17 protein-coding genes are annotated in these 20,451 nt (G+C 61.6%); 9 read left to right on the top strand and 8 right to left on the bottom strand.

The genetic code is table 11. The features are described from left to right. Positions 1-39: 39 nt before the first annotated feature. From AC1RDQ_RS16650 to AC1RDQ_RS16620, 7 genes are all read right to left on the bottom strand, one after another. Positions 40-1,050: a chemotaxis response regulator protein-glutamate methylesterase gene (locus AC1RDQ_RS16650; RefSeq protein WP_057716209.1), complete on the bottom strand. Its 1,011-nt coding sequence runs from the start codon at positions 1,048-1,050 to the stop codon at positions 40-42. After that, the gene (locus AC1RDQ_RS16645) at positions 1,047-3,326 is read right to left on the bottom strand and encodes a hybrid sensor histidine kinase/response regulator (RefSeq protein WP_492587743.1); all 2,280 of its coding nucleotides are present in this window, start codon (positions 3,324-3,326) and stop codon (positions 1,047-1,049) included. Before AC1RDQ_RS16645 ends, AC1RDQ_RS16650 begins: the two co-directional genes overlap by 4 nt. Beyond that, positions 3,323-4,003, bottom strand: coding sequence for a chemotaxis protein CheW (locus AC1RDQ_RS16640; RefSeq protein ID WP_090453333.1), 681 nt, complete (start codon positions 4,001-4,003; stop codon positions 3,323-3,325). Before AC1RDQ_RS16640 ends, AC1RDQ_RS16645 begins: the two co-directional genes overlap by 4 nt. Next, positions 4,000-5,277, bottom strand: a complete 1,278-nt coding sequence (locus tag AC1RDQ_RS16635) for a CheR family methyltransferase (RefSeq protein ID WP_154947632.1) — start codon at positions 5,275-5,277, stop codon at positions 4,000-4,002. The genes AC1RDQ_RS16640 and AC1RDQ_RS16635 overlap by 4 nt, the downstream gene beginning before the upstream one ends. Then, positions 5,274-5,810, bottom strand: a complete 537-nt coding sequence (locus AC1RDQ_RS16630; RefSeq protein WP_090453329.1) for a chemotaxis protein CheW — start codon at positions 5,808-5,810, stop codon at positions 5,274-5,276. The genes AC1RDQ_RS16635 and AC1RDQ_RS16630 overlap by 4 nt, the downstream gene beginning before the upstream one ends. After that, positions 5,810-7,432 carry a methyl-accepting chemotaxis protein gene (locus AC1RDQ_RS16625; RefSeq protein WP_492587742.1) on the bottom strand — a complete coding sequence of 541 codons (1,623 nt, stop codon included), beginning with the start codon at positions 7,430-7,432 and terminating at the stop codon, positions 5,810-5,812. The genes AC1RDQ_RS16630 and AC1RDQ_RS16625 overlap by 1 nt, the downstream gene beginning before the upstream one ends. A gap of 177 nt (positions 7,433-7,609) precedes the next feature. Beyond that, the gene (locus AC1RDQ_RS16620) at positions 7,610-8,302 is read right to left on the bottom strand and encodes a tellurite resistance TerB family protein (RefSeq protein WP_057716215.1); all 693 of its coding nucleotides are present in this window, start codon (positions 8,300-8,302) and stop codon (positions 7,610-7,612) included. 195 nt (positions 8,303-8,497) lie between these two features. Between AC1RDQ_RS16620 and AC1RDQ_RS16615 the strand changes: the two genes are divergently transcribed. The 8 genes from AC1RDQ_RS16615 to AC1RDQ_RS16580 all read left to right on the top strand — a co-directional run bounded on the left by AC1RDQ_RS16615 (position 8,498) and on the right by AC1RDQ_RS16580 (position 17,836). Beyond that, a complete protein-coding gene (locus AC1RDQ_RS16615; RefSeq protein WP_057716216.1) occupies positions 8,498-9,412 on the top strand; it encodes a LysR family transcriptional regulator in 915 nt (304 codons plus the stop codon). A 147-nt stretch (positions 9,413-9,559) separates the two neighbouring features. Next, positions 9,560-11,017, top strand: coding sequence for a gamma-aminobutyraldehyde dehydrogenase (locus tag AC1RDQ_RS16610; protein ID WP_492587741.1), 1,458 nt, complete (start codon positions 9,560-9,562; stop codon positions 11,015-11,017). Between the two features lie 83 nt (positions 11,018-11,100). After that, a complete protein-coding gene (gene ydcS, locus AC1RDQ_RS16605; protein WP_492587740.1) occupies positions 11,101-12,252 on the top strand; it encodes a putative ABC transporter substrate-binding protein YdcS in 1,152 nt (383 codons plus the stop codon). Between the two features lie 256 nt (positions 12,253-12,508). Further along, entirely contained in the window at positions 12,509-13,546 is a 1,038-nt protein-coding gene (locus AC1RDQ_RS16600) for an ABC transporter ATP-binding protein (protein WP_057716219.1), read from the top strand. 1 nt (position 13,547) lies between these two features. Further along, complete coding sequence (locus tag AC1RDQ_RS16595) at positions 13,548-14,495, top strand: ABC transporter permease (RefSeq protein ID WP_154909578.1); 948 nt, start codon at positions 13,548-13,550, stop codon at positions 14,493-14,495. Continuing rightward, positions 14,485-15,294 carry an ABC transporter permease gene (locus AC1RDQ_RS16590; RefSeq protein WP_492587739.1) on the top strand — a complete coding sequence of 270 codons (810 nt, stop codon included), beginning with the start codon at positions 14,485-14,487 and terminating at the stop codon, positions 15,292-15,294. The genes AC1RDQ_RS16595 and AC1RDQ_RS16590 overlap by 11 nt, the downstream gene beginning before the upstream one ends. 165 nt (positions 15,295-15,459) lie before the next feature. Continuing rightward, positions 15,460-16,884 carry a gamma-aminobutyraldehyde dehydrogenase gene (locus AC1RDQ_RS16585; RefSeq protein ID WP_150815320.1) on the top strand — a complete coding sequence of 475 codons (1,425 nt, stop codon included), beginning with the start codon at positions 15,460-15,462 and terminating at the stop codon, positions 16,882-16,884. A gap of 439 nt (positions 16,885-17,323) precedes the next feature. Further along, entirely contained in the window at positions 17,324-17,836 is a 513-nt protein-coding gene (locus tag AC1RDQ_RS16580) for a BRO-N domain-containing protein (protein ID WP_492587738.1), read from the top strand. A 150-nt stretch (positions 17,837-17,986) separates the two neighbouring features. On the opposite strand, the gene AC1RDQ_RS16575 is transcribed toward AC1RDQ_RS16580, so the two are convergent. Then, entirely contained in the window at positions 17,987-18,172 is a 186-nt protein-coding gene (locus tag AC1RDQ_RS16575) for a hypothetical protein (protein WP_046041279.1), read from the bottom strand. Between the two features lie 416 nt (positions 18,173-18,588). Between AC1RDQ_RS16575 and AC1RDQ_RS16570 the strand changes: the two genes are divergently transcribed. Next, complete coding sequence (locus AC1RDQ_RS16570) at positions 18,589-20,217, top strand: glucan biosynthesis protein D (RefSeq protein WP_057716224.1); 1,629 nt, start codon at positions 18,589-18,591, stop codon at positions 20,215-20,217. The last annotated feature ends 234 nt before the right edge of the window (positions 20,218-20,451 follow it).

Raw genomic sequence — 20,451 nt, 5'->3', positions numbered from 1 at the left:
CCTGAGTACTACCTGAGCCAGGAATGAGGGAAAAGGTGCTCATTTGGCGAAAATCTCCAGCAATCGTGGCGCTATCTTGTCCAGCGGGCGAATCTCCACGGCAGCGTCGATGGCTGCGGCCGCCTTCGGCATGCCGTACACCGCACTGCTGTTTTGGTCTTGTGCGATGGTCAGGTAGCCCTGTTGGCGCATGAGTTTAAGCCCTTGGGCGCCATCACGCCCCATGCCGGTGAGCAAAACCCCCACGGCATCACCGCTCCAGTTATTGGCCACGCTCTCGAAGAACACATCGATGGAGGGCCGGTAGATCTCGTTGACCGGTTCGGCGGTGTAGGCCAGCGTGCCGTTTTTCAACAAGCGAATATGGTGATTGGTGCCGGCCAGCAATACCGTGCCGCTTTGCGGCGGCTCGCCCTCCTGGGCCAGGCGCACATCAAGGCCGCTGGCAGTGCCGAGCCATTCAGCCATGCCGGCGGCAAACACCTGGTCAACGTGTTGCACCAGCACGATGGCCGGAGAGAAATCACGCGGCAGCCCCTTGAGCAAGGCTTCCAGCGCTGCCGGCCCACCGGCGGATGAGCCAATGGCGATCAGGCCCTGGCGTGAGCCCGAACAGCGCAAGGGTGCCGACGCCGAGCGCGGGCGGTTACCCTTGTCGCCGATCAGCCAGACGATGTTCAAGATTTTGCGCAACAACGGCGCCGCCGCTTCCTGGGCATTGCCGGCGCCGAGGGCCGGGGTGTCGACCACATCCAGCGCACCGTAACCCATGGCCTCGAACACCCGGTGCACGTTCTGCTGGCGATCCACGGTGACGATGACGATGGCACACGGGGTCTCGGCCATGATCCGTCGCGTGGCCTCGACGCCATCCATCACCGGCATGATCAGGTCCATCAGAATCAGGTCCGGCGTGTCCAGCGCGCACTGGCGCACCGCCTCGGCACCATTGCCGGCGACCCAGACCACCTCGTGGGCCGGCTCGAATGCCAGGGCGCGGCGCAGGGCCTCCACCGCCATGGGCATGTCATTGACGATTGCGATCCTCATGCCCGCGCTCCTCCGATGAGCTCGACCACTGCATCGAGCAAGGCGTCGTCATGAAAACTGGCCTTGGCTAGATAATAGTCGGCCCCGGCATCCAGTCCACGGCGCCGGTCCTCTTCACGATCCTTGTAGGACACCACCATCACCGGCAGCGATTGCAGGCGATTGTCCCGACGCAGCAGCGTGACCAGTTCGATGCCGTCCATGCGCGGCATATCAATGTCGGTGATCAGCAGATCGAAATCCTCCGAACGCAGCGCGTTCCAGCCATCCATGCCGTCCACCGCAACCGCCACGTCATAGCCGCGATTGAGCAACAGCTTGCGCTGCAACTCTCGCACGGTCAGGGAATCATCCACCACCAGAATTCGTTTGCGGGCCGCCTCGACCACCTGATTGCTGTGGCGGGCAATGCGCTCCAGACGCCCGGTGTTGAGCAGCTTCTCCACCGAACGCAGCATGTCTTCGACATCGACGATCAGCACCACCGAACCGTCGTCGAGCAGGGCCCCGGCGGAAATGTCCTGCACCTTGCCCAGGCGCTCATCCAGCGGCAGCACAACCAAGGTCCGCTCACCGATGAACCGCTCCACCGCCACGCCGTAGATCGCATCGCGCTCGCGAATCACCACGACTTTCAGGGTTTGCCCGCTGTTCTGGCTGGCCGGGCGTTGCAGCAATTGGCTGGCCGCCACCAGGCCGACATGCCGGCCTTCGTGCCAGAAATGCTGGCGGCCTTCGACCTGCACGATATCCGCCGGCTCCAGGTCGCACATGCGCTCAATGTGCGCCAGCGGGAAGGCATAGGCTTCGTCGCCGACTTCCACCACCAGGCTGCGCACCACCGACAGGGTCAGCGGCACCTCAAGGTGGAAACGACTGCCCTCGCCCGCAGTCTGCTCCAGCACCACCGCGCCGCGCAGCTGCCGGACCATGTGCTGCACCGCATCCAGGCCGACGCCGCGACCGGACACCTCGGTGACCCTGTCGCGCAGACTGAAACCGGGCAGGAACAGGAACGTCAGCAACTCCTCTTCGCTCAACTGAGCGGCGGTTTCCGCAAGGGACAAATTTCGTTCGACGATGCTGCGACGGAGCTTTTCCAGGTCCACGCCGTTACCGTCGTCGCTCAGTTCAAGCACCAGCAGACCGGCCTGATGGGACGCGCGCAGGCGAATCAAACCTTCCGCCGGCTTGCCGGCCAGCAGGCGCTGTTCCGGGGTTTCGATGCCGTGGTCGACCGCGTTGCGCAACAGGTGAGTCAGCGGCGCTTCGAGCTTTTCCAGTACGTCGCGATCGACCTGGGTCTTTTCGCCTTCAATTTCCAGGCGCACCTGTTTGCCCAGATCGCGCCCCAGATCCCGGACCATCCGCACTTGCCCGGTCAGCACATCGGCAAAGGGCCGCATGCGACAGGCCAGCGCCGTGTCGTACAACACCTGCGCCCGTTGGCTGGCATGCCAGGCGAACTCGTCGAGTTCGGCGTTCTTTTCCATGAGCAGTTGCTGGGATTGCGCGAGCAAGCGCCGCGCATCCTCAAGGGCTTCCTGGGCCTCCAGGCTCAAGGCGTGATCCTTGAGATGCACATTGAGATTCTCCAGTGCGCGCAGGCTGTTGCTCTGCATGCGCTTGAGTCGCTGCATGGTCGCCAGGTGCGGTTTGAGCCGCAGGGTTTCCACCAGGGATTTGCTCGACAGATCGAGCAGGCTGTTCAGGCGCTCGGCGGTGACACGCAGCACACGTTCGCCGTTTTCGGTGGTGCGTTTGGTCTTGCGTGGAGCTGGCGCCGATGGCGGTTCGACGACAGGCGCCGGCAACTCGACCTTCGGCGCGGGTGCTTCGAGCTGAAGTTCGGCCATCACCGGTGCGGCAGGCGCAACCAGCGGGGCCGCCGGGTCCAGCAACCGCGCCATCAACGCCACATAGGCCTCGATGTCCGAGACTTCCGGGTTGTTGCTCGGTGTGGCGATGCGCATCAGCAGATCGGTGCCTTGCAGCAACGCATCGATATGCTCGGGGCGCAGCAACAGACGGCCTTCCTGGGCGCTGACCAGACAATCTTCCATCACATGGGCAACGCTGACCCCGGCATCGACACCGACGATCCGTGCCGCCCCCTTGAGCGAGTGCGCGGCACGCATGCACGATTCAAGTTGATCGGCCTGGGTCGGGTCGCGCTCAAGCGCCAGCAGGCCGGCACTCAAGACTTGGGTCTGGGCTTCGGCCTCCAGGCTGAACAGCTCCAGCAAAGAAGCGTCGCGCATTTGCTCGGGGGTCATGTGAGGCTCCGGGTCACGGCGCACAACAGCTGTTCTTCATCCAGCCAACGCAGGCTGCGACCTTTGAATTGCAACACGCCACGGGTGTATTTGGCGCTGGCCTGAGCACCTGAGCGCGATGCGGTATCGAGGATGTGCTCGTCGATGGCGTGAATCCCGTCGACTTCGTCCACCGGCACCACCACCGGCCCGCCGTCGGCGGCGATGATCAGCATGCGTGGCATGACCCGTGCACCGGTGGCCACGCTGCTGGCGCCGTCGAGCCCGAGCAGTTCCACCAGCGACAGGCAGGCAACCAGCGCTCCGCGTACATTCGCCACGCCGAGCAAGGCCCGGGAACGTTGATGCGGCAACGAGTGAATCGCTTGCAACGGCGCCACCTCGACCAGGCTGCGGGTCGCAAGCCCCAGCCACTCTTCACCCAGACGGAACATCAACAGCGAGCGGGTTTTCACCTCGCTCTCGACCGCGACGGACACAGTCCCGCGATCTTCCTGCTGCAATGCATAACGATCGAGCAAGCGTGTGGCAGCCGCCGAATACACCGCACAATTGCGGCAATGAATATGGTCGCTGAGCAGCGGGCAGGACTTGTCACCGTGGATACCAATGCGGTTCCAGCAATCGTCGATGGCCTGGGCATCCCGGGTGACGCTGAAGGTATCGGAGGCGATCATCGTTTACGCTCACTGTCGACGGAACGTGCGCTGCGGGCGGCACGCTCCTGCAATCGTCTGGCTCCCATCGCGTCGCCCTGGGCCTGCAGCAAGCCGGCCAGGTGCATCAACGCTTCAGGATGTTGCGGTTCCAGGTACAACGCCTTGCGGTAAAAACCCTGTGCTTCAAGGGTATTGCCAGCCACATCGCTGAGCAGCCCCAACCAATAAAAGACCTGAGCCACCGGCTCATGGCTGCGCAAGTAGCTTTCACACGCTGCTCGCGCCTCGGCGCTTTTGCCTTCATCGGCCAGCACGGCGATATTGGCCAGCAGCGCGGCAGTGTCGGAGCCGGAGGTTGCAGGCGCAGGCGCAGGCCGCAGCGGCGCAACCCGGGCAAACGGACGGCTGCGCACTGGCGCAGGCGGTGGATTGCGCAACGGTTGCGGCACTGGCAATGGCGCAGGAACGAACGTCGGCAAGGGATCAGGGTCCGCAGTTCCCTGTCGACTGAACGCGAAGGACTGCGCGATACCAATCGAGCGCATCCCCAAACGCCCCAGCAGACCGCCTTCGGCCGGGCCGATAAACAGCACGCCGTCAACGTGGGTCAGGCACTTGAGCACTTCGAAGACTAGCTTCTGGGTCGGCTGGTCGAAGTAGATCAGCAGGTTGCGACAAAACACGAAATCGAATGGCGGTTCACCGGCCAGCAAGGCCGGATCCAGCAGATTGCCTACCTGCAGGCGCACTTGCTCGAGCACCCGCTGATCGAGGCGATAGCTCTCGCCTTCGGCGATGAAATGACGGTCGCGAAACGCAATGTCGTCACCCCGAAAGGAATTCTTGCCGTACAACGCCCGACGGGCTTTTTCCACTGACAACGGGCTGACGTCCAGGCCGTCGACCTTGAACTGGTGCGGCTTGAGCCCGGCATCGAGCAACGCCATGGCGATCGAGTACGGTTCTTCGCCCGTGGAACATGGCAGGCTGAGAATTCGCAGTGCGCGCAGGTTGTTGATCTCGGCCAGACGCTTGCTCGCCAGTTTCGCCAGGGTGACGAAGGACTCCGGATAGCGGAAGAACCAGGTTTCCGGAACGATCACCGCCTCGATCAAGGCCTGCTGCTCGTCCCGCGAGCCCTGCAAGGTGTGCCAATACTCATCGGCCGACACTGCTTGCGAAACGATGCTGCGCTGGCGCACCGCTCGCTCGATGATCGCAGGCCCTACCGAGGTCACGTCGAGTCCGATGGTTTCCTTGAGAAAGTCGAAAAAACGCTGGTCGCTGTTCATGGCCGCTCCTGCAGCAGTGCCGGATCCATTGGCGGCGAGGGAAACAACAATGCGCGCACCTGATCGTCCAGCAGATCGCCGACCCGCACCCATTGCAGCAACCCCCGCTCGTCCTTGCGCACCGGCCCGAGGTAAGGCGTCTGGCGATTGTCCAGGCCATAGGGCTGAAAATCCGCCGGATCGCAGCGCAAGGTGTCAGTCGCCTGTTCCAGAATCAGCCCGAGCAGTTGTGTCTCGGCGGTTTCATCCGGGCGATAGTTGACCAGCACCAGTCGCGTGCTGGTACGGGCCTGTGCAGGCATGCCAAAGGTCAGTGCGCTCAAGTCGATCACCGGCACCACGGTGCCCCGATAGGCGAACACCCCGGCGACCCAGGCGGGGGCATGGGGAATGGGCTTCAACGGCAGGCGCGGCAGCACTTCAGCCACTTCGATAGCCTTCAAGGCATAGCGCTCGTTGCCGACGCGAAACACCAGAAACAAGGCATGCAGCGCCTGCTTCACGGCAGAGCGTTTGGCCGTGATTTCGCTCATCAGACTTTGAATCGCGAAACGCCGCTGCGCAGCCCGACGGCCACCTGGCTCAGTTCATCGATGGCGAAACTGGCCTGGCGCAGAGACTCGACCGTCTGGCTGCTGGCATCACCCAACTGCACCAGTGCATGGTTGATCTGCTCGGCACCGGTGGCCTGGGCCTGCATGCCTTCGTTGACCATCAGCACCCGCGGCGCCAACGCCTGGACCTGATGGATGATCTGCGACAACTGCTCGCCGACCTGCTGCACCTCGGACATGCCGCGACGCACCTCTTCGGAAAACTTGTCCATGCCCATGACCCCGGCCGACACCGCCGACTGGATCTCGCGCACCATCTGTTCGATGTCGTAGGTGGCGACAGCGGTCTGGTCCGCCAGGCGCCGCACTTCGGTGGCGACCACGGCAAAGCCGCGCCCGTATTCCCCGGCCTTCTCGGCCTCGATGGCGGCGTTGAGCGACAACAGGTTGGTCTGGTCAGCGACCTTGACGATGGTCACCACCACCTGATTGATGTTGCCGGCCTTCTCGTTGAGGATCGCCAGCTTGGCGTTGACCAGATCGGCCGCGCCCATCACCGAGTGCATGGTTTCTTCCATGCGCGCCAGGCCTTGCTGACCGGAACCGGCTGCCACGGAAGCCTGATCGGCGGCGGTGGAGACCTCGGTCATGGTGCGCACCAGATCCCGGGAAGTGGCGGCGATCTCACGGGAGGTCGCGCCGATTTCCGTGGTGGTGGCGGCGGTTTCGGTGGCGGTGGCTTGTTGCTGCTTGGACGTCGCGGCGATCTCGGTCACCGACGTGGTCACCTGCACCGACGAGCGCTGGGCCTGGGACACCAGAGAAGTGAGCTCGGTCATCATGTCGTTGAACCCGGTCTCTACCGCGCCGAATTCGTCCTTGCGCTCCAGGTTCAGGCGGCTGCTGAGGTCGCCGGTGCGCATGATTTCGAGGATTCTCACGATGCGGTTCATCGGCGCCATGATGGCGCGCATCAGCAACAGACCACAGAGAGCGGCCGCCAGCACCGCGATCACCAGGGAAATACCCATGATGACTTTGGCGGTGAGCACTGCATCGTCAATGGCCGCGATGTCTGCGTCCGCCACAGACTTGTTGTGGCGCAGGATTTCATTGACCTTCATTCGACCCGCTGTCCAGGTCGGGGTCAGTTCACCCTTGAACATGTTGACGGCCTCGGCGTTCTGGTTGCGTTTATACAACTCGATCACCGCGGCCAGAATCCGGTGGTAGTCCTCATGAAGCTTTTCGAACGCGGCGAACTCGACCCTGTCTTCTTCGTCGGCAATCGTTCCACGGTAGAGGTCCATCTGCTCTTTCAACCGCTCGGCGTAGCCCTTGAAGCTCGCGGCATCCTCGGCAGTGAAGCTCTGCCCTTCCTCCAGGCCGAGCATGGCCTGAATGCGTACATAACTGTCGGACCACGCGCCACGAACCATCGAGCTGTAATACAACCCTGGCAGAGCGTCCTCACGCACGCTGGCCTCGCTTTTTTCGATCTTCAACAGCCGCGAATACGAGACAACCACCATCAGCAACATGATGGCGATAATTACCGCAAAGCTCGCCAAAATGCGTTGGCGTAACGTCCAGTTCTTCACAGTCATTCCTCGGAGCCGATTCGAAATGCGGGGAGTATAGCCGAGGGCGGTGTTTCATTTATAAGACGGTTGCGCGCTACTTCTCATCCCGCCAAAAAAGGCGGGATGGGTGCCTGGGGTGATTAGGCAGAAAGGGACCGTAGAATGGTCATTGGGGATGTGGGGCGGACTGAAGGTTTACAAGGAAGCCTGGCGAACCTGCTTCTCAAGCTCGGCCTTCAACCCCGGCTCCAGCTTGAGCTGCCGCGCCAGCTCATCGAGATAGGCCTTCTCCATGAAGTTTTCCTCGTCCACCATCATCACGCTGGCGATGTACATCTCGGCGGCGATTTCCGGGGAGCGGGCGGCGCGGGCGACATCGCTCGGGTCCAGGGGCTTGTTGAGCTCGGCGTGCAGCCAGTGTTGCAGCTCCTGATCGCTGTCGAGCCGGGTGAATTCGCCTTCGATCAAGGCACGCTCACGCTCATCCACATGACCGTCAGCCTTGGCCGCGGCCACCAGCGCCTTGAGAATCGCCTGACTGTGCAGCTCGACTTGCGCGTCCGGTACGCGGTCCAGGGTTTGCGGTTGCGCACCGGCCGCACCGCCCTGCTGCGCCTGCCAGTTTCCGTAGGCTTTATAGGCCAGCACGCCCAACGCGGCGAGACCGCCGTAGACCGCGACCTTGCCCCCGACTTTACGGGCCTTTTTGCTGCCGAGCAGCAAGCCCATGGCGCCTGCCGCCAATGCCCCGCCACTCGCGCCGGAGAGCAAACTGCCGAGGCCTCCGTTGCCACCGCTCGCACCCTTTTGCTGCGGGCTGCCGGCCTTGTTCTGCAATAGGTCCTGGCCGGACTTGAGTAGTTGATCGAGCAATCCACGGGTATTCATTTACCGCCTCCACAAGACGTTTAACCTGAAACCAAGACCACCAGCCTAAAACGAAAGTGCCCACGCCCCGTGGGCGAGAGTGCTTCCAGATGTTGCACTCCCCTCAATGCGCCCATTGCCGCTTGCGCCGACCCATCAGAAAAAACGATATACACTCTCGCCAATCGATAAAAACAGCCCACCGGGTGCTTCCCCATGATGACCTTGCGTCAGATCCGTCACTTCATCGCCGTGGCCGAGACCGGCTCGATCTCGGCCGCCGCGCAAACCGCGTTCATTTCCCAGTCGACCCTGACCCTGGCAATCCAGCAACTGGAGGAGGAAATCGGCGTCAGCCTGTTCAGCCGCCATGCCAAGGGTATGACCCTGACCCACCAGGGGCATCAATTCCTGCGTCAGGCGCACTTGATCCTGGCCACGGTGGATAACGCCAAGCGCAGCCTGCAACAGAGCACCGACCAGGTCGCCGGGCAACTGATCGTCGGCGTGACCAGCCTGGTGGCCGGTTATTACCTGGCGGATCTACTCACCCGTTTCCAGCGCGCCTACCCCAACGTGGAAATCCGCGTGATGGAGGATGAGCGCCCGTACATCGAGCATTTGCTGGTCAGCGGCGAGATCGATGTCGGCGTGTTGATCCTGTCCAACCTCGAAGACCGCCACGCATTGCAGACCGAAGTGTTGACCCGCTCGCCGCACCGGCTATGGCTGCCGGCCCAGCACCCGCTGCTGGAACACGACAGCATCAACCTCGCCGACGTGGCCCGCGAGCCATTGATTCAACTGAACGTCGATGAAATGGACCGCAACGCCCAACGCATGTGGTCGGCAGCCTCCTTGCAACCGCGCATCACCCTGCGCACGGCCTCGACCGAAGCGGTGCGAAGCCTTGTGGCCGCTGGCCTGGGCGTATCGATCCAGCCCGACATGACCTATCGCCCGTGGTCACTGGAGGGCGACATCATCGAAGCGCGGCCGATCGCCGACCTCAGCCAGACCCTGGATGTCGGCCTGGCGTGGCGTCGCGGCACCGCGCGGCCGGCGCTGGTGGACCCCTTCCTCACGGTCGCGCGCGAACAACCCCACGGCGGGCGCAAGCCATCTATTTAATCGAACGCTACCTTCAGTATTTAGTATTTGTTGTCCTCGGGTCCGCGAACTAGTCTTGTTGCTTCTAATAAAGACGGCCGGGCCCCAGTCACAGGGAGCGCTGCCATGTCTACACAACAAGCCACACAAAAAACGAGAACCCGAAAAATGGCTGGCGCGCAGACCCCGTTGTTCACCGCCTTGTTGATCGATGGTGAAATAGTCGCAGGGCAAGGCTTTGCCGAACCCATCATCAATCCGGCCACCGGCGAAATCCTGACGCAAATCGCCGAAGCCAGCACCGAACAAGTCGAAGCAGCCATCCTCGCCGCCCACCGCGCCTTTGCCGGTTGGTCGCGGACCACGCCACAACAGCGCTCAAACCTGCTGTTGGAGATCGCCAACGCCATCGAAAAAAACGCCGACCATCTCGCCCGCCTCGAAGCCCTGAATTGCGGCAAGCCACTGCACCTGGCCCGTCAGGATGACCTCAATGCCACGGTCGACGTGTTCCGCTTCTTCGCCGGTGCCGTGCGTTGCCAGACCGGCCAGCTCAGCGGCGAATACCTGCCGGGCTACACCAGCATGGTCCGGCGCGATCCTATCGGGGTCGTGGCGTCGATTGCGCCGTGGAACTACCCGATCATGATGGCCGCGTGGAAAATCGCCCCGGCCCTCGCCGCCGGCAACACCCTGGTGTTCAAGCCGTCGGAACACACGCCGCTGTCGATCCTGGCCCTGGCGCCAGCGCTGGCCGAGATCCTGCCGCGCGGTGTAATCAACATTATTTGCGGTGGCGGCGAAGGCGTCGGCAGCCACCTGGTGAGCCACCCTAAAGTGCGCATGGTGTCGCTGACCGGCGATATCGTCACCGGCCAAAAGATTCTCCAGGCCGCGTCGAAGACACTCAAACGCACCCACCTCGAACTCGGTGGCAAGGCCCCGGTGATCGTCTGCAACGATGCCGACATTCAGGCCGTGGTCGAAGGCGTACGCACCTACGGCTACTACAACGCCGGACAGGATTGCACCGCCGCTTGCCGCATTTACGCCCAGGCCGGGATTCATGACCGCCTGGTGGCCGAGCTCGGTGCGGCCGTCAGTAGCCTGCGTTTCGCCGGCAAGCGCGATGCCGACAACGAAATCGGCCCGCTGATCAGTACCCGCCAACGCGACCGCGTAGCCAGTTTCGTCGAACGTGCCTTGGGCCAGCCGCACATCGAGCGGGTGACCGGCGCAGCGGTGCACTCCGGCGCCGGCTTCTATTACCAGCCAACCCTGCTCGCCGGTTGCAAGCAAAGTGACGAGATCGTCCAGCGCGAAGTGTTCGGGCCGGTGGTCACCGTGACCCGCTTCGATGAGCTGGAACAAGCGGTGGACTGGGCCAACGACTCGGAATACGGCCTGGCCTCGTCGGTCTGGACCCAGAACCTCGACAAGGCCATGCAGGTCGCGGCGCGCTTGCAGTACGGCTGCACCTGGATCAACAGCCACTTCATGCTGGTCAGCGAAATGCCCCATGGCGGCCTGAAACGTTCGGGCTACGGCAAGGACCTGTCCAGCGATTCGCTTCAGGACTACAGCGTGGTGCGGCACATCATGGCCCGCCATGGCGAGCATCTCTGACTAAGCTAATAACAAGCCGCCAACGGCATGCTTCACCACGTTCACAACTGCCCCGACCATAATTTAAAGAAGAGGGAATTCCCATGTTCGTGCACAAGACCGCACTGCTCAGTGCAATCACCACCGCGCTGCTGGTCAGCGCCAGTGTCCAGGCCGCCGAGCCGCTCAAAGCTGTCGGGGCGGGCGAAGGCCAACTGGATATTGTGGCCTGGCCCGGCTACATCGAACGTGGCGAGAGCGACAAGGCCTACGACTGGGTGACCGGTTTCGAGAAGGAAACCGGCTGCAAGGTCAACGTCAAGACCGCCGCCACCTCCGATGAAATGGTCAGCCTGATGGCCAAGGGCGGTTACGACCTGGTCACGGCGTCCGGCGACGCCTCCCTGCGCCTGATCGTTGGCAAGCGTGTGCAACCGATCAACACAGCGTTGATCCCGAACTGGAAGAACCTCGACCCGCGCCTCAAGGATGCACCCTGGTACGTGGTCAACAAGCAGACCTACGGCACCCCGTACCAATGGGGCCCGAACGTGCTGATGTACAACACCAACGTGTTCAAGACTGCGCCCACCAGCTGGGGCGTGTTGTTCAACGCGGAAAACCTGCCGGACGGCAAGCCGAACAAGGGTCGCGTGCAGGCCTATGACGGCCCGATCTACATCGCCGACGCGGCGCTGTACCTGAAGTCCGCCAAGCCGGAACTGGGCATCCAGAGCCCGTACGAACTGACCGAAGCCCAGTACAAGGCCGTGCTCGATCTGCTGCGCGCCCAGCAGCCGTTGATCCACCGCTACTGGCACGACACCACTGTGCAAATGAGCGATTTCAAGAACGAAGGCGTGGTCGCCTCCGGTGCCTGGCCATATCAGGTCAACGGCCTGATGAACGAGAAGCAGCCAATTGCCTCGACCATCCCGAAAGAAGGCGCCACCGGGTGGGCCGACACCACCATGCTGCATGCCGAAGCCAAGCACCCCAATTGCGCCTACAAGTGGATGGACTGGTCGCTGCAACCGAAAGTCCAGGGTGACGTAGCGGCCTGGTTCGGCTCGCTGCCAGCGGTGCCGGCAGCGTGCAAGGGCAGTGAATTGCTCGGTGCCGAGGGCTGCAAAACCAACGGTTTCGACAATTTCGACAAGATCGCCTTCTGGAAAACCCCGCAGGCTGAAGGCGGCAAGTTCGTGCCGTACAGCCGCTGGACCCAGGACTACATCGCGATCATGGGCGGCAGGTAACACACCGCTTCTGTGGCAAAAACGCTTTTGTGGCGAGGGGGCTTGCCCCCGTTGGAGGGCGAAGCCCTCCCCTAGTCCGTCACTGCGGTCTGGCAGGCCGCGCCCACCGTTTTCAGGGCTGCTGCGCAGCCCAACGGGGGCAAGCCCCCTCGCCACAGTCAGTATTCCAGCCACACATGCGCGAACACGATTCAGTTTTTTCAGAAGTCCAGGCAGGGCCGCTGCGACGGCCTTCGCCTTTTTGGAGCATCGCACCATGACGCTTGCAGTCCAGTTCACCAACGTTTCCCGTCAATTCGGCGAAGTGAAAGCCGTAGACCGGGTTTCCATCGACATCCAGGACGGCGAGTTTTTCTCCATGCTGGGGCCGTCCGGCTCGGGCAAGACCACCTGTTTGCGCCTGATTGCCGGTTTTGAACAACCGAGCGCGGGCTCCATCCGTATTCATGGCGAGGAGGCCGCCGGCCTGCCGCCGTACCAGCGCGACGTGAACACTGTGTTCCAGGATTACGCGTTGTTCCCGCACATGAACGTTCGCGACAACGTCGCCTACGGCTTGAAAGTCAAAGGCGTCGGCAAGGCCGAACGTCTCAAGCGCGCCGAAGAAGCCCTCGACATGGTCGCCCTCGGTGGCTACGGCGAGCGCAAGCCGGTGCAACTCTCCGGCGGTCAGCGCCAGCGTGTGGCCCTGGCCCGGGCCCTGGTCAACCGTCCACGGGTGCTGCTGCTCGACGAACCCCTCGGCGCCCTCGACCTGAAGTTGCGCGAGCAAATGCAGGGCGAGCTGAAGAAGCTGCAACGCCAACTCGGCATCACCTTCATTTTCGTCACCCACGACCAGACCGAAGCCTTGTCGATGTCCGACCGCGTGGCGGTGTTCAACAAGGGGCGCATCGAACAAGTCGATAGCCCGCGCAACCTGTACATGAAACCGGCCACCACCTTCGTGGCGGAATTCGTTGGCACCTCCAACGTGATTCGCGGTGACCTGGCCTGGCAGCTCAGTGGCAATCCACAGCCGTTTTCGATTCGCCCGGAACACGTGCGATTCGCCGAAGGTCCGCTGGCCAGCCACGAGATTGAAGTCAGCGGTTTGCTGCATGACATCCAGTACCAGGGCAGTGCGACTCGCTATGAGCTGAAACTGGAAAACGGCCAGACCCTGAACATCAGCAAGGCCAACAACCAGTGGCTGGACACCAGTGCACAGCACCAGACCGGGCAGCGCATCAGCGCACGTTGGGCGCGCGAGGCAATGATTCCGTTGCACGACACCGTTGCAGGCGGGGTGTGAGATGAGCACCTTGGCTATTTCTCAAACCTCGTCAGGCGGCTCGCCGTTGCGCAGGTTTTCCAACCTGCTGTATCGCCGGCCGAACCTGTACCTGTCGATGCTGCTGGTGCCGCCGTTGCTGTGGTTCGGCGCGATCTACCTGGGTTCATTGCTGGTCCTGCTGTGGCAAGGTTTCTACACCTTCGATGACTTCACCATGGCGGTCACTCCCGACCTGACCCTGGCGAACTTTACCGCGCTGTTCCAGCCGTCGAACTTCGACATCATCCTGCGCACCCTGGGCATGGCGATTGCCGTATCGATTGCCAGCGCCATCGTCGCGTTCCCGATTGCCTACTACATGGCGCGCTACACCACCGGCAAGACCAAGGCGTTTTTCTACATCGCAGTGATGATGCCGATGTGGGCCAGTTACATCGTCAAGGCCTACGCCTGGACACTGCTGCTGGCCAAGGGCGGCGTGGCGCAGTGGTTCGTGCAGCACCTGGGGCTGGAGCCGGTCCTGCAGTTCGTACTGGGCATTCCGGGAGTTGGCGGCAGCACCTTGTCGACCTCGCACCTGGGGCGTTTCATGGTGTTCGTCTACATCTGGCTGCCGTTCATGATCCTGCCGATCCAGGCCTCGCTGGAACGCCTGCCGCCTTCGCTGCTGCAAGCCTCCGCCGACCTCGGCGCCAAGCCGCGCCAGACCTTCATGCAAGTGATTCTGCCGCTATCGATCCCGGGCATTGCCGCCGGTTCCATCTTCACCTTCTCGCTGACCCTGGGCGACTTCATCGTGCCGCAACTGGTCGGCCCGCCCGGCTACTTCGTCGGCAGCATGGTGTATGCCCAGCAAGGCGCGATCGGCAACATGCCGATGGCCGCTGCTTTCACCCTGGTGCCTATCGTGCTGATCGCCATTTACCTGTCCATCGTCAAACGACTGGGGGCCTTCGATGCACTCTGACAAAGCTTCCCTGGGCCTGCGCCTCGCCGCCTGGGGCGGGTTGGTGTTCCTGCACTTCCCGATCCTGATCATCTTCCTGTACGCCTTCAACACCGAAGACGCGGCGTTCAGCTTTCCGCCCAAGGGTTTCACCTGGAAGTGGATCGGCGTGGCGTTCGCGCGGCCGGACGTGCTCGAGGCCATCAAGCTGTCGTTGCAGATCGCCTCGATTGCCACCCTGATCGCCATGGTCCTTGGCACATTGGCTTCGGCCGCGTTGTACCGCCGGGACTTCTTCGGCAAACAAGGCATCTCGCTGATGCTGATCCTGCCGATTGCCCTGCCGGGGATCATCACCGGGATCGCGTTGCTGGCGACCTTCAAGACACTGGGAATCGAGCCGGGGATGTTCACCATCATCGTCGGCCACGCGACCTTCTGTGTGGTGATTGTCTACAACAACGTCATCGCCCGCTTGCGCCGCACCTCACACAGTTTGATCGAGGCCTCGATGGACCTCGGCGCCGACGGCTGGCAGACCTTCCGCTACATCATCCTGCCGAACCTCGGCTCGGCATTGCTGGCCGGCGGCATGCTGGCGTTTGCCCTGTCGTTTGACGAAATCATCGTCACCACCTTCACCGCCGGCCATGAACGCACCCTGCCGCTGTGGCTGCTCAACCAGCTCAGCCGCCCACGGGACGTGCCGGTGACCAACGTCGTGGCGATGCTGGTGATGCTGGTGACCATGCTGCCGATCCTCGGCGCCTATTACCTGACCCGTGGTGGCGAAAGCGTGGCTGGCAGCGGTGGTAAGTAACCAACAACCGATATCTCCTGTAGGAGCGAGCTTGCTCGCGAAAAACGTAAACGATGACAAGGGTTGCCTGGATGCACGCGGTGCCCTTGCATCCTTCGCGAGCAAGCTCGCTCCTACAGGTTCGGGTTCCGACAGAACAATAAAAGCGCCAAAGAGGACATGAACATGCAAACCAAACTCCTGATCAACGGCCAACTGCAAAGCGGCGAAGGCCCCGCCCAACCTGTGTTCAACCCGGCGCTGGGTAGTGTGCTGGTGGAAATCAACGAAGCCAGCGAAGCCCAGGTCGATGCCGCCGTGCGCGCCGCCGACGCTGCGTTCGACAGCTGGTCGCATACCCCGCCGAAAGACCGCTCGCTGCTGCTGCTCAAACTCGCCGATGCCATCGAAGCCCACGGCGAAGAACTGGCCAAACTGGAATCGGACAACTGCGGCAAGCCTTACAGCGCTGCGCTGAACGACGAGATCCCGGCAATTGCCGACGTGTTCCGGTTCTTCGCCGGCGCCAGCCGCTGCATGAGTGGTTCAACCGGTGGCGAGTACTTGCCGGGTCACACCTCGATGATCCGCCGAGATCCGGTGGGCGTGATCGCCTCCATTGCGCCGTGGAACTACCCATTGATGATGGTCGCCTGGAAAATCGCCCCGGCCCTCGCCGCCGGTAATACCGTGGTGCTCAAACCGTCGGAACAGACTCCGCTGACAGCCCTGCGCCTGGCTGAACTGGCGTCGGATATCTTCCCGGCCGGCGTACTCAACCTGGTGTTCGGCCGTGGTCCTACCGTCGGCAGCCCATTGGTCACTCACCCGAAAGTGCGCATGGTGTCGCTGACCGGTTCGATTGCCACCGGCTCGAACATCATTTCCAGCACCGCCGACACCGTCAAACGCATGCACATGGAACTGGGTGGCAAAGCCCCGGTGATCATCTTCGACGACGCCGACATCGATGCCGCCGTCGAAGGCATCCGCACCTTCGGTTTCTACAACGCAGGCCAGGACTGCACCGCCGCCTGCCGCATCTATGCCCAGGAAGGCATTTACGACAAGTTCGTGGAGAAGCTCGGCGCCGCCGTCAGCAGCATCAAGTACGGCTTGCAGGATGATCCGTCGACCGAACTCGGCCCGCTGATCACCGCACAACACCGCGACCGCGTTGCCGGCTTCGTCGAGCGCGCCATCGCCCAGCCACACATTCGTTTGATCACTGGCGGCAAGGCGGTTGAGGGCGATGGTTTCTTCTTCGAACCGACCGTGTTGGCCGACGCACAACAGGACGACGAAATCGTGCGCCGCGAAGTGTTCGGGCCAGTGGTGTCGGTAACCAAATTCACCGATGAAGCCCAAGTGCTGGGCTGGGCCAACGATTCGGACTACGGCCTGGCCTCCTCCGTGTGGACCGCCGACGTCGGCCGCGCCCATCGCCTGTCAGCGCGTTTGCAGTACGGCTGCACCTGGGTGAATACGCACTTCATGCTGGTTAGCGAAATGCCCCACGGCGGTCAGAAACTGTCCGGCTATGGCAAGGACATGTCCATGTATGGGCTGGAGGACTACACCGTTGTGCGGCATGTGATGTTCAAGCACTAAAAGCATCGCGAGCAGGCTCGCTCCCACATTTGGAACACATTCCCCTGTAGGAGCGAGCCTGCTCGCGATGGCGCCACCGCAACACTGCAAACAGTAAATTCCTACAGATTCAGCCTGCCTGAAAAACCCTCGATTCCTACAACACGCGTCGCCAGAGTAGACTTGGCGCCGCGAGCGCCTGACCGATAGGCTTTGTTCCGTCGCTGCCAAATCAGCGGCCCGGAGTCGAAGCCGGAACATATCAACATGGCGCATCCGCGCCCCCATATGAGCTGGGGCATTTTTTGCCTTTCAGTCTCGCGTTATGGCGGGCCGTGTGGCGCGGGCCTCTCGGCTTCCATGTTGATCGAGAATGTTCCGACTTCGAACGCCACATGGTCCGCCACCCAAATCTGTCGAAGGGTTAGTGGCGGCTCCTTTTTCAACATGGAGTCGAAAAATGCACAAGCACACGTCACATCCGACTGAAGTTCCTTCCTGCTTCATCCCTAAAGTCTTCACCCGCCACAACCGCTTCCTCCACGCCTTCATGCAAGACAACCAGGCCTGGTTCTGTGTTCAGGACCTTGGGCGCCTGATGGGCAAACCCCTGAATGAACGGCTCACCCTGAAACTCGACGCAGACCAACGTCGCACCGTCTGGCTGCGCAAAGACGGCAAAACGGTCGAAACCCTGATGGTCAGCGAATCAGGCATGTACGCCTTGCTGGTTCACCACTTCGTCCCGGAAAACCGCAATCTGCGCCAGTGGTTGAGCAACGAAGTCATACCCTCGCTGCGTGATGCCAAATCAGAGCCTGTGGAAAACCTGCCAAGCCTGAGTTCCTTGAATTGGGCCGGAGTTTCGGTGCCCTTGCTGCATTACCAGCACCACGCCTGGATCAAGTGGCGAGACATGCCTGAGTTGATGCAGGTGCAGCGCCCCTTCCCAATCGCTGGCACTTGCCGTTGAAGGGATAAATCGAGCCGATCAAAAAGGGAAACTGTAGGAGCGAGCTTGCTCGCGATGGACTCAAAGACACCGCGTACATCCAGAACGGACGCGTCATCGTTAACGACCATCGCGAGCAGGCTCGCTCCTACATTACTGCTCCAGGTCCACTCAAAACCGCGAAACACTCCTCATCGCGTCCACCAGATACCTCATCGCAATCCTGTCGCTCTCCGACAGCTCCCGATAGCGTTCCACCAGTTTCATTTCCTCGCTGTTGAGCCGGCGTCTTCTTCGCCCCAGGGCCAGACACGGAAAGATTCCCAACATTTCGGTGATGCCTTGTACTTTCGACATGGACGATGTCCTTCTAAACGTCAAAGAAAACTGCAAAAAACCGCATCGCCCTACCCCTTTTCGGCAGCCGCATCGTGCCGACTGAACCGCACCGGTCTTTCGGGCTTAAACCGGTCATGTGCACAGAATAGAAATAATCCGGGCGCTGAAAAGCGGTTTTTAGAGTAATTAGTCGAAAAAAGCAGAAATGCCCTCTAAATCAGAAACCCCTGTCGGAATTGTTTCCCGACATGTCTTGTTTCATTGCAGAGCCAGCGCAGTGCCATCAATCAATTTTGCTCCGCATTCGAACGGTTTAAGCTGTCGGGCATCTGTTTATAAGTCCGTTGCGTTTGGCCGAAGGCATGTCCGAACCGATATTTCTGATCCAGCACGTGCCAGGAACGGCGCGGGATTGCTCACGACAGGTTGTATTTATGCACCGCAGGAACTTGCTCAAAGCCTCCATGGCCATCGCGGCCTACACCGGTTTGTCCGCCACGGGCCTGTTGGCCGCCAAGGCCTGGGCCGCCAGCGGTGGCACCGCTGATGGCGAGGCCACCGCGTTCGATTTCGAGGCGCTGAAGCTCCAGGCCAAACAGCTCGCCAGCAATCGCTACCAGGACACCAAGCAACAGTTGCCGCCGACCCTGGCGACCATGACCCCGCAGAACTTCAATGCGATTCGCTACGACGGCAATCATTCGTTGTGGAAAGAAAACAAGGGGCAGCTGGACGTGCAGTTCTTCCACGTCGGCATGGGGTTCAAGCAGCCGGTGCGCATGTACAGCGTCGATCCGAAAACCCGGATGGCCCGCGAAGTGCATTTCCGCCCGTCGCTGTTCAACTATGAAAACACCACGGTCGACACCGCACAGCTCAAGGGCGACCTGGGTTTCTCCGGCTTCAAGTTGTTCAAGGCCCCGGAACTGGACAAGCACGATGTCGTGTCCTTCCTCGGCGCCAGTTACTTCCGTGCGGTAGACGCCACCGGCCAGTACGGTTTGTCGGCCCGCGGCCTGGCGATCGACACCTACGCCAAGAAACGCGAAGAATTTCCCGACTTCACCAAGTTCTGGTTCGAGACACCGAACAAGGACAGCACCCGCTTCGTGGTCTACGCCCTGCTCGACTCGCCGAGCGCCACCGGCGCCTACCGCTTCGATATCGACTGCCAGGCCGAGCGCGTAGTGATGGAGGTCGATGCCCACGTCAACGCACGCACCGCCATCGACCAGCTGGGCATCGCGCCGATGACCAGCATGTTCAGTTGCGGCACCCACGAGCGCCGGATGTGCGACACCATTCACCCGCAAATCCACGACTCCGACCGCCTGGCCATGTGGCGCGGTAACGGCGAGTGGATCTGCCGCCCGCTGAACAACCCGGCCACCCTGCAATTCAATGCCTTCGCCGATACCGACCCGAAGGGCTTCGGCCTGGTGCAGACCGACCACGAGTTCGCCAGCTATCAGGACACCGTCGACTGGTACAGCCGTCGCCCGAGCCTGTGGGTAGAACCGACCACGGCGTGGGGCGAAGGCTCGGTCGACCTGCTGGAGATCCCGACAACCGGCGAGACCATGGACAACATCGTCGCCTTCTGGACGCCGAAGAAACCGGTGGCGGCCGGCGACTCGCTGAACTACGGCTACAAGCTGTACTGGAGCGCATTGCCGCCGGTCGGAACGCCGCTGGCACGGGTCAATGCGACCCGCTCCGGGATGGGCGGCTTCACTGAGGGCTGGGCGCCGGGCGAACACTATCCGCCAGTCTGGGCCCGTCGTTTTGCCGTGGACTTCACCGGCGGCGGCCTGGACCGCTTGCCTGAAGGCACAGGCATCGAGCCTGTAGTCACTTGTTCGAACGGCGAGGTCAAGGATTTCAGCGTTCTCAAGCTCGATGACATCAAGGGCTACCGCATCCTGTTTGACTGGTACCCGACCAATGACAGCGTCGAGCCTGTCGAGCTGCGCCTGTTCATCCGCACCAACGACCGTACGCTGAGTGAAACCTGGTTGTACCAGTACTTCCCGCCAGCACCGGACAAGCGCAAGTACATTTGATGATCGGGTAGCACCCTGCCACCATTCGGTTTTCCGAACGCGACCTGCGGGTCGGTTCGGTTAACCGGATCATCCCAGTGAAATCCCAACGCAAAAAATATTTAATTTCCTTGTAAATCAACGCTTTGACCAATTCACACTGGTCTGGCACGAGTCATGCTCTACACTTCATCGACGAATGTCCTTTGCGCCGACTCATCGTAGCGCTCAGGTGTTTTGCAGCACAAAAGGGCC

The organism is Pseudomonas sp. GW823-FHT02E01, assembly GCF_058797535.1.
Note: the sequence above shows the minus strand (reverse complement) of the source record. Positions and strands in the feature narration are given on the sequence as shown.